Genomic DNA, 13,300 nt, shown 5'->3' on the forward strand with positions numbered 1-13,300 from the left:
GCGTCAGTGCGCGGCCTGCGCGTCGGGCCGCGTCCTGTAGAAGGTCATGGGCTGGGCCTGGGCCTCGTTGAGCACGGCGCGCTTGATCTTGCCCACCACGTGCATCTCGCAGGGCTTGCAGTCGAAGCGCAAGGTCAGCTTCTCCTTGCCGTTGATGAGCGCCAGCGGCTCGGCCCTGACCTGGCCCTGCACGCCCGTCACACCCTTGGCCTGCTTGGGGCACAGCGAGAGCGAGAAGCGCACGCAGTGCTTGGTGATCATGAGCGAGACCTCGCCTTCCTCCTCGTGCGCCTCGTAGGCCGCGGCGATCACCTTCACGCCATGGCGCGCATAGAACTGGCGGGCCTGGTCGTTGAACACGTTGGCCAGGTAGGTCAGCGTGTCCTCGGGGTAGGGCGTGGGCGGCTCCACCGGGACGGCGCGCTGCGGGCGCTGGTAGGCCGCCAGGCGCGCGCCAACCAGCCGCTCGCAGGCCTCGCGGCGCAGCTGGTTCACGAGCGAGGCCGGCACGAACCAGGGCTGGGCCAGGTCGATCGCGATGTCGATGGCCGCGAAGTCGGTGGCGCCGAAACGGCCCAGGTGCTCGCGCAGGCTGGCGAGGCCGCGTTCGGCATCGCGCGCGGGCTCGTGCGCATGGCGCGCCGTGGCGACGCCCTGGTGGCCGTCCTCGTCGGTCAGCTGGAGCGTGAAGCCCTGGGCCGTTTCGCCGAAGCGCACCCAGACACCGATGCGGCGCTCGCTGGACTTCTTCTCCAGCATGCGCACCCAGTCCATGTCGCGGTTACGGTTCAGCTCCGTGCCCTTGCGCAGGTCACGCAGGCCGGCCACATCGTCCTTGGGGAACACGCGCCAGCGGTTCAGCCTGGTCGGGCTGGCCGGCTCGGCGCGGTTGATCGGCATGCCCACCAGTTCCTTGTGCAGGTCGTAGTAGCACAGGCCGTCGCCGTTGTGCAGGATGGTGGCCGCGTCCGCCGTTTCCAGCTCCACCCAGTTCGGGCCCACCTGGGTGACCCAGCCGATCGTGCGGCCCGGGTTCTTGGGCGTGTCGAAGGCGCCGATGTCGTCCTGGCGGCCATTGACGAAGTAGTCGGTGAACTCGCGGTTGAAATTCTGGTCCGGGTCGGGCGTGAAGCTGAAGGTGGTGCGGCCGCTCGAGGCGCGCGCCAGCGGCGCCTGCAGCGGATCGTTCTCGCGCGCCTCGATCAGTTCGTCGATCAGCCTGCGGTAGTGCGCCGTGATGTTCTTGACGTAGGCCATGTCCTTGTAGCGGCCCTCGATCTTGAAGCTGCGGATGCCCGCATCGACGAGCGCGGCGATGTTGGCGGACTGGTTGTTGTCCTTCATCGACAGCACATGCTTGTCGTGCGCGACGAAGCGGCCCTTGCTGTCCACCACCTGGTAGGGCAGGCGGCAGGCCTGCGAGCAGTCGCCACGGTTGGCGCTGCGGCCCGTGTGCGCATGGCTGATGTAGCACTGGCCGCTGTAGGCCACGCACAGTGCGCCGTGCACGAAGAACTCCAGCTGGCTGCGCGCCGGATCCAGCACGGCGTGGATGGCGCGGATCTGCTGCAGCGTGAGTTCGCGCGCGAGCACGATCTGCGAGAAGCCGGCGTCCTGCATGAAGCGGGCCTTCTCGGGTGTGCGGATGTCGGTTTGCGTGCTCGCGTGCAGCTGGATCGGCGGCATGCCCTCGAGTTGCAGCAGGCCCATGTCCTGCACGATCAGCACGTCGGCACCGGCGTGGTAGACGTCCCAGGCCATCTTGCGCGCGCCTTCCAGTTCGTCGTCGCGCAGGATGGTATTCAGCGTGATGAACACCTTGCTGTGGAAGCGGTGCGCATGGCGCGCCAGCCGTTCGATGTCGGCGATGGAATTGCCGGCCGAGGCGCGCGCGCCGAAGCCGGGGCCGCCGATGTAGACGGCATCGGCACCGTGGTCGACGGCGGCGATGCCGATGTCGGCGTCGCGCGCAGGCGCAAGCAGTTCGAGCTGGTGGGCGAGCAGGGACATGGCGAAGCAGCGCACACCGGCGGTGGCGGCGGTCTGAAGGTTGGAAGGCGCGGATTTTATCGGTGCCGCGCCCGCGCAGCCGGCTGGGCGCTGGCGGTATATCGGTATGTGCACCAATAGCGTGCGCGCCCGGGCTGTGGTCCAGTTGCCTCCTTTGCGTGCCAACCGGGCACACGATTTGCTGCTGCTGTGCGAACTCCATGCGGGCGAACCACACACGGCACCACGCGACAGTGAACATGACAAGCCCCTGGGCTGAAGCCTCCGCGGTGCAGGGACCGTGACCTCCCCGCTGCAATCCTCGATCCGCCGTGCCGCCTGGAAGAGCGCGGCCTGGCTGCTGGCGCTGGCCTTCGTGGCGCTGAGCGGCGCGCTCGGCTACCAGAGCTTCGAGCGCCGCGGGCTGGACAAGCTGCAGACCGACGTGCGCCACCGGCTGGAGCTGTTCTCCTCCGCCGTGGAGGGCATGATCCAGCGGCTGGAGGACGTGCCCGCCACGGTGCAGCTCAGCGAGGAAATCCAGCGCCTGTTCCATGCGCCGCGCGCGGCCGCGGCCCGCGAGCGGGCCGACCGCTACCTGCAGCGGCTCAACGCCTTCATGGGCGGCATCGCCATCTACGTGCTGGACGAGCGCGGCGTGATCGTGGCCTCCAGCGGCCGCACCCAGCTGCAGGCGCTGCCCGAGAACGACTTCTCGTTCCGCCCCTACTTCCAGGAGGCACTGTCGGGCCGGGTCGGCCGGCACTTCGCGATCAGCCTGGTCGCCAACCGGCCGGCCTACTTCGTGTCGCACCCGATCCGCGACGGCGCCAAGGTGGTGGGCGTGGCGGTGATCATGATCAACCTGGACCCGATCAACCAGATCTGGGACATGCTGGGCGCGCCCGCGCTGCTGGCCGACACCAACGGCGTCGTGATCCTGTCGTCCGACCCCGCCTGGACCTACACCACGCTGCAGGAGCTGCCGATCGAGCGCCGCGTGGACCTGCAGCTCAGCCGCATGTACAACCGCATGCCGCTCCCGCGCTTTCCGCTGCAGGTGCAGCTCCAGGTCAACCCCGAGACGCTGTCGATCTACGGCAGCCTGCAGCGCAGCAACCGCTACCTCGGCTTCCGGGAGGTCGCGCAGATCGTCTCGGGCCGCAGCATCAACGGCATGGACTGGCGCGTGATGCTGTTCACCGACGTGGACGGCGCGCGCCGCGACGCGGTGCTGGCCGGCGCCGTCTCGGCCACCGGCGCGGCCTTCCTGATCCTGCTGGTGCTGTTCGTGGCCCAGCGCCGGCGCATCCACCGGCACCGGCGCGAGTCCGAACGGCTGCTCGAGCAGGCCAACCTCTCGCTCGAGCACAAGGTGGGCGAACGCACGGCGGCGCTCACGCTGGCCAACGCGCAGCTCGTCAAGGAGGTCGCCGAACGCAAGCAGACCGAGGCCACGCTGCGCGCCACGCAGGGCGAACTGGTGCATGCCGGCAAGATGGCGGTGCTGGGCCGCATGGCGGCCGGCATCACGCACGAGCTCACGCAGCCGCTGGGCGGCGTGCGCACCTTCGCTGGCAATGCCATGGAGTTCGCCAAGCGCCAGGATCTGGAAAGCGTGCAGCAGAACCTGGAGATCATCGCGCGGCTGACCGAGCGCATGGGCACCATCATCCACCCCTTGCGCAGCTTCGCGCGGCGCACCGATCCCGAGCTGAGCTTCGTCGACGTGGGCCAGTGCATCGAGAACGCGCTGTTCCTGTACCAGACGCAGCTGGCCCATCTGGGCGTGGTGGTGGACAACCGCACCACCGGCGAGCAGTTGGCGGCCTGGTGCGATGCGCCCCGGCTCGAGCAGGTGCTCGTGAACCTGATCGGCAATGCCATCGACGCCATGGCCGAGGCGCCGCGCAAGCGGCTCCTGCTGTCGGCCGAGCGCGCGCCGGCGGCCGAGGAGGCGCTGGCTGCCGACGGCCGCGCCTACGGCCTGCGCATCGACGTGGAAGACACCGGCTGCGGCCTGCCGCCGGACTTCACCTCGCACCTGTTCGAACCCTTCTACACCACCAAGCAAAAGGGGCTGGGCCTGGGGCTGACGATCTCGCGCGACATCGTGCAGGACTTCGGCGGCGCGCTGCGGGCCTGGGACCGCGACGGGCCCGGCGCTTGCTTCAGCATCTACCTGCCCTGCGCACCCACCTGAGGAGAACAACATGAACGACGAGATGACCGTGCTGCTGGTCGAGGACGACCCGGACATGCAGATGGCGTGCCGCCAGGCGCTGAGCCTGGCGGGCATCCGCTCGCGCGCGCTCGACGCGGCCGAGCCCGCGCTGCCCATCATCACGCCGGGCTACCGCGGCGTGGTCGTCACCGACATGCGGCTGCCGCAGGGCGATGGCATCAGCCTGGTCAAGTACGCGCGCAGCGTCGACCCGGAACTGCCCTGCATCATGATCACCGGCCATGGCGACATCAACCTGGCCGTCGACGCCATGCGCGAGGGCGCCTACGACTTCATCACCAAGCCGTTCTCGCCCGAGAAGCTGGTCGATTCGGTGCGGCGCGCGCTGGACAAGCGCCGCCTCGCGCTGCAGGCCAGCCAGGCCCGGCCTGCGGCGCCGACCGGCCAGGGCGGCGCGGGCCTGGACCGGCTGGTCGGCTCGTCGGCCCGCATGCAGGCCGTGCGGCGGCTGATCGCCGAGATCGCCGGCTCGCCCGTGGACGTGCTCGTGCACGGCGAAACCGGCACCGGCAAGGAGCTCGTGGCGCAGTCGCTGCACGAGCTGTCGGGCCGCAGCAAGGGCCCCTTCGTCGCGCTCAACTGTGGCGGCATGCCCGACAACCTGCTCGACAGCGAGCTGTTCGGCCACGAGGCCGGCGCCTTCACGGGTGCACAGAAGCGGCGCATCGGCAAGATCGAGCACGCCAACGGCGGCACGCTGTTCCTGGACGAACTGGAGAGCATGCCCATGGGCATGCAGGTCAAGCTGCTGCGCGTGCTGCAGGAGCGCAAGCTCGAACGGCTGGGCTCCAACACGGCCATCCCGGTGGACGTGCGCGTGGTCGCCGCGACCAAGGAGAACCTGGTCGAGAAGGCCAAGGCCGGTCAGTTCCGGCTCGACCTGTACTACCGGCTCAACGTGGTGACCGTGGACCTGCCGCCGCTGCGCAAGCGCACCGAGGACATCGCCGAGCTGCTCGCGCACTTCTTCGTGCTGGCGGCCGAGCGCTTCGCCCGGCCGGTGCCGCCGGTCGGCGCCGAGCTGCTCGAGCGCCTGGCCGGCTACGCCTGGCCCGGCAACGTGCGCGAGCTGCGCAACCTGGCTGATTGCATCGCGCTGGGCGTGTCCACACCGCTGCTCGGCGCCACGCTGCAGTACGCCTCGACCGAACTGGCCTCGCCGCGCTCGCTGGCCGAGTCGGTGGAGGAGTACGAGCGCAAGCTGATCCTGGAGGAACTGCAGCGCAACGACGGCAGCCTGGCCCGCAGCGCGCGCGCGCTGCGCGTGGCCAAGACCACGCTGAACGACAAGATCCGGCGCTACGGCATCAGCGTGGCGCCGGCGGAGCCGCGCGAGGGCTGACGCGCTTGTCGTGGCGCCAGCTGCGCAGGCGCCGGGGCGCGGCCAGCATCAGCGCGGCGCAGGCCAGGCCGAACACATGGGCCTGCACGATGATGTCGCCGCCCACCAGCGCCACCTCGTGCCGGTCCGGCCCGCGGACCAGCTGCGCGCCGAGCCAGGCCGCGATGGTGCACAGCGCCGCGATGGCCACCGGATCGAGCCGGCGCACGCCCGGCCACAGCCCCAGCAGGAACAGGCCGTACAGCACGCCGGACAGCCCGACGTAGTGGGCGAGCTGCGGCAGCAGCAGCACGAACAGCAGCGAGATGCCCAGCGCCAGCGCGGCCGCCTGGCGCAGCAGCGCGCGCGGTGCCGGTGGCGCATCCGCTAGCAGCGCATAGACCAGCAGGCCCAGCGCATTGAGGGCCCAATGGGCCCAGCCCAGGTGCACCAAGTGGCCGGTCCACAGACGCCAGAGCTCGCCCTGCAGCACGGCGCCGCGCTCGTAGCGCAGCGCCTGCAGCCAGGCCTCGGGCAGCGCCTGCAACGCGCCCAGCAGCACGGCGGCCGCTGCCACGGTGAGGAGGGTGCGCCGCCGGGCGCGTGCAAGGTCGGTGGACATGGGCGGGCTCCGGTGTCGGGGTCAGTCGACGGTGTAGGCTTCCTTGGGCTTGTCGTTCAGATTGGCCCAGGCGGCGCGCGTGGCGGCCGAGGCCGGCATGTTCAGCGCGGTGTTGGTCGGCGGGATCGGCTGCACGAACCACTTGTCGTAGAGCTTGGCCACGGTGCCGTCCGCCACCTGGCGCGCGATGCTGGCGTCCACCGCCTTCTTGAAGGCCGGGTCGTCCTTGCGCAGCATGATGGCGATGGGCTCGACCGACAGCGGCTCGCCGACCAGCTTGTAGCCCTTGGGGTTCTTGGAACGCGCGATGTTGCCGGCCAGGATCTGCCCGTCCATCACGAAGGCGTCGGCGCGGCCGGACTCCAGCAGCAGGAAGCTGTCCGAATGGTCCTTGCCCGCGATCTCGCGGAAGTTCATGCCCTGGGCGCGCTTGTTCTGGCGCAGCAGCTGCACCGAGGTGGTCCCGGTGGTGGTGACCACGGTCTTGTCGTTGAGGTCGGCGATGGACTTGATCGGCGAGTCGGCGCGCACGGCGATGCGCACTTCCTCCACGTACAGCGTGTTGGCGAAGGCGACTTCCTTGGCGCGGTTGGCATCGTTGGTGGTGGAGCCGCACTCGATGTCGATGGTGCCGTTCTTGAGCAGCGGGATGCGGTTGGCCGAGGTCACCGGCTGGTACTGGATGCTGAGCTCGGTCAGCCCGAGCTGGCGCCGCACGTCGCTGATGATGTTGCTGCACACGTCGTAGTGAAAGCCGGTGTAGACGCCGGTGCCCAGCGTGTAGGCCAGCGCGCCCGAGGACTCGCGCACGCCCTGCACGATGGTGCCGGAGCTCTTGATCTTGGCCAGCGTGTCGGTGGTCTGCGCCTGGGCGCCGGCCACGTCGGCCAGCAGGGCGCAGGCCAGGGTGAGGGTGGAGAGCTTCATGGTTTCCTCTGGGGTTGGTGGCGCACGGGCGCGCCGATGGAAAGAACGGGGGACACGGGGCCACGGCTCATTGCAGCGGCCTGTCGTTGGGGTTGCCGAACAGCTCCAGCACGTCTTGCGACGGCGGCCAGTTCAGGTTCAGGCCCTTGGCGGTGATGGGCCGCTCGAACCACTTGCGGTAGAGCGCCAGCAGCTCGCCCGAGCGCATCAGCCGGGCGATCTCGCCATCGACGATGCGCTTGAGCTGCAGATCGTCCTTGCGCATCATGCAGCCGTAGGCCTCGCGCGTCATGGGCTGGCCGACGACGATCCAGTCCAGCGGCTGCTGGGCCTTGGCGCGCTCGCCGTAGAGCAGGGCGTCGTCCATCATGAAGGCGTCGGCCTGGCCGTGCTCCAGCGCGCCGAAGGATTCCTCGTGCTCGCGCGCGGTGAGGATCTGGAACTTCAGCCCGGAGGATTCGGCGAAGGTGCGGATCAGCCGCTCGGAGGTGGTGCCGGCCGTCACCACAACGCGCTTGCCGCCAAGGTCCTTGAAGTCCTGGATGCCGGCATCGCGGTGCACCATGAGCCGCGTGCTGATGACGAAGAACGAGGTGGAGAACAGCACCTGGCGCGCCCGTTCCAGATTGTGCGTGGTGGAGCCGCACTCCAGGTCCACATTGCCGCTGACCACCATGGGGATGCGGTTCTGCGCCGTCACCGGCACCAGCTTGGTGGTCAGCGCCGGCAGCTGCAGCTCGCGCCGGATCGCCTGCGAGACCAGCGTGGAGAGGTCGTGCGCATAGCCCACCACCTGCTTGCGCGCGTCGTAGTAGGAGAAGGGCACGGACGACTGCCGATGCCCCAGCGTGATGGTGCCGGTCTGCTGGATCTTGCGCAGCGTCTCGCTGGCCTGCGCGGGCGCGGCGCACAGCGGCGCCGCCGTGGCCAGCAACAGCGCAATCAGGGTGGTGGGTCGCATGGAAGGGCGTGAAAGCGGATCGGAATACCCGGCCGGCGCGCAGGCTGCGCACCGGCCGGGCCAGGCACCGCGCAAGCGGTGCGTCCTCAGGCGCTCAGAAAGGCACCACGCAGCGCGCGGTCGCGTCGGTCGGACGGGCGATGGGCAGCATCGTCACGAAGCTGGCCGGCGTGCCGTAGACCATGCGCCGCTGCGCGTAGGCTGTGCCGGTGGTGCCGGTTCCGAGCACGAGCTGCTTCAAGATGCCGTCGGACGGGTCGATGTTGGTGAACGGAGCGTCCTTGGTGACGCACGCAGCGGCGCTAACCGCTGCGGGGCGGTCGAATGCGACCACCGTGCCCGGTCCCTTCACGTACAGGTACTGGACGGTCGCGCCGGCGCCCGTGCCCTGGGTCAGGCTGAAGTAGCGGCCCGACCAGATGCGCGAGCGCGTGGCCTCGCTGAAGCCCGTGACCGCCTGCGCGCCCAGCGTGCTGCCCAGCTTGACCAGGCGCAGGCCCGACAGCGAGATGCTGCCGTCGGACTGGATGTGGGCCACGCCCGGGTTGCTGGGGACCGACAGGTTGCCGTTGAAGTCGATGGTGGTGGCGCCGAACTCCACCACGTCGGCATTGCCGGCACTGACGGCGTAGCTGCCGATCTGCACGCCCACGTTGCGGGCCGTTTCCAGCGCCGTGGCGCTGCCGGTCTGGCGGTCGTTCTGGTAGTAGAAGCCGCTGTGGGCGTAGCTGCCGTCGTCGAACATCACCATGTATTCGGGCCGGGCGAGGCCCTGGGGCCGCACCCAGCCGCCGACCAGCGGGTTGCTGGCGCTGGCCACGCGGGTCAGCGTGGTGCCGTCCAGCGTCATGGCGTTGCCGGAGACCGTGGCGCTGTGGGTGCCGGCGGCCGGGCCGCGCGCATTGGCTGCCTCGATCAGTTCCAGCGTCAGCGTGGAGCCGCTCAGGCTGTAGCGGCCGTAGCGGTAGCCCAGGCCGTTGTCGAAGGCGTAGTCGGCGCCCACCGGCGTGGCCACGACCTGGTGCACGAACGTGCCGTCGCCGCCGAACAGGAAGACCTCGCGCGTCGTGCCGTCGGTGCGCACCCAGGCGCCTTCGATGGGCTGGGCCGCCGTGGCGGCCTTGGCCTTGGCCACGCCCGCCAGCGTGGCGGCGCTGGGCACCATGCTGTCGCGCGTGGCCAGGAACAGCGCTTCGCGCTGCTCGGGCGTCAGCGTGGTGGGGATCTGGTAGAGCAGCTGCTGCAGCGAGCCCGGCGCCACGGCGCTGTAGGCCTCGAAGGCGGCGCGGCTGCCGCCGCCCACGCTGGCCGCGGTCTCGGCGAAACCACGCGTGAGCAGCTGGCCCAGCGCCAGCATCTTCTGCTGGGCGGCGCTGGGCGTGGTGTCGGCGGCGGCCTGGTAGTTGTCGTAGAGCTGGATGCCGCCGACCTGGCCGGCCGTGCCGACCAGGAAAGACAGCAGCGTCTCTTCGGCCTGCGCCACGTTGGCCGAGCGCCCGGAGTCGACCTCGGACTGCAGCAGCGTGGTGTAGGGCGAGATCACGGCATGGCGGCCCAGCGGTGCGGTCAGCACGTAGGGCGCGACGACCGGGCCTTCGGAGGTGGTGCTGCTGGTGGTCGCCTGCACCAGCACGATGGCGTCGGCGGCCTGCGTGGTGCTGATCGTGAAGCTGCCGTTGCTGGTCATGGCCGAGGGTTCGCCGGCGTCGCAGGCGCGGTTGTCGTTCAGGTCCAGGCAGGCGGTCGCGTTGTTGAGCGCGCGGTCGAGCACGGTGCCGGTGACCTGGCGTTCGGTCGGGGCGGGCTCGTCATCGCCGCCGCCGCCACCGCAGGCGACCAGGAAGGTGGACGCGGCCAGGGCCAGGGCCGAGAGCGCGCAGGTGTTGCGGGAATGCATGTGGTGTCCTCGAAATCGTTCTGGTGGTCTGCCGGGCCCGCGGCGCGGGACCGGCGCATGGACGGGGCTCAGAGGCTGCTGGACGCGGCCTGCTTGCGGCGACGTTGCAGGGCCACGGCAGCCAGGCCGGCCAGGGCGGCGGCCAGTCCGCCAACGGCACCGCCGCCGCCGCTGCTCTTGGCTTCGGCGATGTCCAGGAACGCGGCCGACACGGCGCCGGGCTTGCCGTCGCTGTTGGTGCCCTGCACGTAGACCATGTGGCGGCCCGGTGTCAAGGTCGAGGTGTCGATCTGGCCGACAGCGCGCTTGGTGGCATCCGGAAAGTCGGAGCGCGCCTGGTCGGAGGTCTCCAGCGTCATCGTGAACGAGTCGTTGGGCTTGGCCGGCTCCCAGGGCATGCGGTCGATGTAGACCGTCGCCGACTTGATGTTGTAGACCACCGGGTAGGGCGGCGGCAGGATGTTGGACTGGCCGGCGTTGCTGTAGCGGTAGCGGTTGTCGTCCACCAGCGCGGAGACGTTGACCTTGGTGCCGGCGGGCACGGCGGCGGTCTGCTCGACCTTCACGTCGACCGTGTCGGGGCCGAACGGGAGCTTGTAGACGCGGTGCAGCGCGCGGCTCATGTAGTGGAAGCCGTTGAAGTTCTCCGGATAGGTCTCGCGGTCGAACACGCCGCAGTCCTCGTAGAAAGAGCGGCCCATTTCCACCGTGTACGAGGGCGCGCCCAGAAAACCGTAGAACGCGTCCTTGGTCGTGCCTTCGGTGTTGTAGCTGAGCAGTTGCTGCGAGGAGTAGTTGTTGTGGTAGGCCAGGCGCTGGGCGATGACGGCCATGCCCTTGTTGTTGGGCGTGTGGGTGTTGAAGCCGTTCTCGGTGCGCTCCACGCCCCAGGGCCACAGGATGGCGCGCGCGTTGCTGTGCAGGTCGATGAACATGCCGCCCGCATAGTCCTCGGACGCGCCGGTCTGCCAGTCGAGCTCGCCTTTACCGCCGTTGTCACGGTTATCCTCGTTGCAGTACGGTCCTGGCGTGCCGACGATCGGGTTGCCCTGCAGGTCCTTGGCCCACTTGTGGCGACCATCGGGCAGCGCGCCGCCTTCCCAGCGGCACTGGGCCTGGTTCCAGGTGCCGCGCACGTAGTCCAGCACGGCCTGGGTCTCGGGCTCGGAGGCCGGGCCGATGCCGCGGTAGGTCTGGCCACAAACACTGCCGTCCGAGCCGCCGGCGCCGCCGGTGGCCCAGCCGAACGGGTAGTTGCGGTTCAGGTCCACGCCGGAGTTCAGCGCGCCGGTGGTGCCCGTGGTGCACAGCGCGGTCTCGAAGTTGGTGTTCTTGCGCTGGCGCGCGGCAATGTCCTGCTCCGCCAGCTTGCGGCCGTCGGGGTTGTGGATGATGAAGTGGTACTGGTTGTTGTCCAGCATCATCGTGGCATTGGGGTCCTTGCCGTAGTTGTCCAGCAGCCACTCGATGAACTTGGTGCCGACTTCCTGCGGCGCGTACTCGCGCGCATGGATGCCGCCGGTCCAGACCATGCGCGGCACCTCCTTGCCTTCCTGCTTCTTGAAGTTGCCGACCACGATGGCGCGCACGTCGTGCGGCTGCTCGGGGAACAGCGACAGGTTGAAGCGCTGCAGCAGGCTGGCCGGAATGAACTTGGCCAGCAGGCTGGCGTAGCTGGACCAGGAGTTGTCGTACTGGCCGCCGACCACATCGGGTGCCGGCTTGATCTTCGTCTTCATCCAGGCCGGCCCCAGGTTCTCCAGCCGCACAAGGTCGGGGTACTTGGTCTTGAGCTCGTCGAAGGTCGAGTAGGTCTGCTCGACGGTACGGTAGCAGGAGTGGGTGCCGTCGGCGATCGAAGAAGGCTGGTCGCGCGAGGAGCGCTTGATGGCGCCGGACGCCTCGTCGCGCCTGCGCGAATCGATCCAGCTCTTGATGCGCTGGGTTTCCTCCACGTCGATCTGCACGCCGATGCCCAGGGCCTCGACCGCGTGCATTTCCGCGTCGCTGACCTCGGCATGGACGGTGCGGGTCTTCTGGTCCACGTAGGGGTGGTCCAGCATGCCCGTGAGCTGGGACAGCTGGTCCTGCGAGGCGTAGGGGATCTTGACCGCGTAGACCTGGTCCGGGTCACCGCCATGGGCATGGATGACCCCGGCGGCACAGGCGAGGACGACGGAGGCCACGATGGCTGCAACCGGCGTCAGGCGGGGCGGATGGATTCGTTTCATCGAACGCTAACTCCTCAACAGTGGACGTTTGGACCGCCCGCCGCAGGCGCTGCGGCGCCTGCAGGCCGGTGCGGGCCTCGAGCTCTTGGCGACCCCGGCTGCGTCTTGGAAGGGCAGCGGCCAGGGGCACACGGAACACAAGGCAGTTCACGTGCCAGCACCTGCGCGGCGCAAGAACGCCGGCAAGTGCTTGTTTTGCAAGGAGACAGATGCGGGGTATGCCGCGTTCGGTGTTCGGGAAACCGAACGCGGGGCGACGGCGCGTTCGGCCGGCCGTCAGGCGATGTCGTGCTCGCCGGGTGCGGGCTTGTGTCCCGTGACCATCGCACGCACGAGGTTCTCGCGGTGCTGCCAGCTGGTGAACACCACGCCGGCCAGGTGCAGCACGACCAGGCCGACCAGCCACCAGCCCAGCACGAAGTGCGTCCAGTAGAGCCAGCCGTAGCCCCACAGCCAGTCCGTGGTGTAGAGCCAGCCCGACAGGCACAGTGCGGCGCAGCTGCCCAGCAGCGCCAGCACCATCCAGCCGCCGAGCGGGTTGTGGCCGAGGTAACGCGGCGCGGTGCCGCGCCACACGCTCAAGGCATAGGCCCAGGTGGCGCGCGGCCCGCGCACGAACTGGGCGAAGCGGGCATGGCGGCTGGCGCCCCAGCCCCAGGCCAGCCGCAGCGCGACGATGGCAGCCACGGCGTAGCCGAAGTTTTCGTGCCAGCCGTCGGTGCGCCCGCCGGTCCACCAGGCCGTGGTGACACAGAGGACCAGTGCCCAGTGCAGCAGGCGCACCGGGCAGTCCCAGATCTTCAGCTCACTTCTCTTCGACACGCTCGAAGGTCTTGGGGTCGAAGAAGGCCTCGACGCGCTTGCCCTGCGGGTCCTTGCCGTAGACCTCGTAGCAGGTGTCGGTCTTCTCCATGCGGCGCACGGTCCAGCCGTCCTTGACCAGTTTTTCCTGCAGTTCGGTGTGCGGGCGCCATTCGGCCTTGGGGTACTTGGGACATTGCACGTTGCCGTGGGCCAGTGCATTGCCGGCCATGAGTGCCAGGGGAATGGCCAGGGCCAGCGGCAGGGCGCGGGTGATGGAAGACTTCATGGAGAACTCCTTCGCGG

At 69.3% G+C, this 13,300-nt stretch carries 10 protein-coding genes; 2 read left to right on the plus strand and 8 right to left on the minus strand.

Features of this window, described 5'->3' with window-relative positions; genetic code table 11:
* Positions 1 to 3 precede the first annotated feature (3 nt).
* The gene (locus IE209_RS22240) at positions 4 to 2,010 is read right to left on the minus strand and encodes a peptidase U32 family protein (RefSeq protein WP_189689096.1); all 2,007 of its coding nucleotides are present in this window, start codon (positions 2,008 to 2,010) and stop codon (positions 4 to 6) included.
* Between the two features lie 280 nt (positions 2,011 to 2,290).
* Here IE209_RS22240 and IE209_RS22245 point away from each other — a divergent pair, with 280 nt between their 5' ends.
* Together IE209_RS22245 and IE209_RS22250 are read left to right on the plus strand one after the other, a co-directional pair.
* Positions 2,291 to 4,192: a sensor histidine kinase gene (locus IE209_RS22245; protein ID WP_189689097.1), complete on the plus strand. Its 1,902-nt coding sequence runs from the start codon at positions 2,291 to 2,293 to the stop codon at positions 4,190 to 4,192.
* Positions 4,193 to 4,202: 10 nt separating this feature from the next.
* Entirely contained in the window at positions 4,203 to 5,576 is a 1,374-nt protein-coding gene (locus IE209_RS22250; protein WP_189689098.1) for a sigma-54-dependent transcriptional regulator, read from the plus strand.
* On the opposite strand, the gene rrtA is transcribed toward IE209_RS22250, so the two are convergent.
* The 7 genes from rrtA to IE209_RS22285 form a co-directional block, all read right to left on the minus strand.
* A complete protein-coding gene (rrtA, locus tag IE209_RS22255) occupies positions 5,542 to 6,177 on the minus strand; it encodes a rhombosortase (RefSeq protein ID WP_189689099.1) in 636 nt (211 codons plus the stop codon). The genes IE209_RS22250 and rrtA overlap by 35 nt on opposite strands.
* Before the next feature lie 21 nt (positions 6,178 to 6,198).
* Positions 6,199 to 7,104: a transporter substrate-binding domain-containing protein gene (locus IE209_RS22260; protein WP_189689100.1), complete on the minus strand. Its 906-nt coding sequence runs from the start codon at positions 7,102 to 7,104 to the stop codon at positions 6,199 to 6,201.
* A 67-nt stretch (positions 7,105 to 7,171) separates the two neighbouring features.
* On the minus strand, positions 7,172 to 8,065 hold the full coding sequence (locus IE209_RS22265) for a transporter substrate-binding domain-containing protein (protein ID WP_189689101.1): 894 nt from the start codon (positions 8,063 to 8,065) through the stop codon (positions 7,172 to 7,174).
* A 94-nt stretch (positions 8,066 to 8,159) separates the two neighbouring features.
* On the minus strand, positions 8,160 to 9,962 hold the full coding sequence (locus IE209_RS22270) for a hypothetical protein (protein WP_189689102.1): 1,803 nt from the start codon (positions 9,960 to 9,962) through the stop codon (positions 8,160 to 8,162).
* A 68-nt stretch (positions 9,963 to 10,030) separates the two neighbouring features.
* Positions 10,031 to 12,193, minus strand: coding sequence for a M14 family zinc carboxypeptidase (locus tag IE209_RS22275; protein WP_189689103.1), 2,163 nt, complete (start codon positions 12,191 to 12,193; stop codon positions 10,031 to 10,033).
* A 276-nt stretch (positions 12,194 to 12,469) separates the two neighbouring features.
* Positions 12,470 to 13,015, minus strand: a complete 546-nt coding sequence (locus IE209_RS22280; RefSeq protein WP_229882998.1) for a cytochrome b/b6 domain-containing protein — start codon at positions 13,013 to 13,015, stop codon at positions 12,470 to 12,472.
* Positions 12,999 to 13,283, minus strand: a complete 285-nt coding sequence (locus IE209_RS22285) for a PepSY domain-containing protein (RefSeq protein ID WP_189689104.1) — start codon at positions 13,281 to 13,283, stop codon at positions 12,999 to 13,001. Before IE209_RS22285 ends, IE209_RS22280 begins: the two co-directional genes overlap by 17 nt.
* Between the last annotated feature and the right edge of the window lie 17 nt (positions 13,284 to 13,300).

The organism is Pseudorhodoferax aquiterrae, from assembly GCF_014652235.1.
GTDB classification, from domain to species: Bacteria; Pseudomonadota; Gammaproteobacteria; order Burkholderiales; family Burkholderiaceae_C; genus Pseudorhodoferax; species Pseudorhodoferax aquiterrae.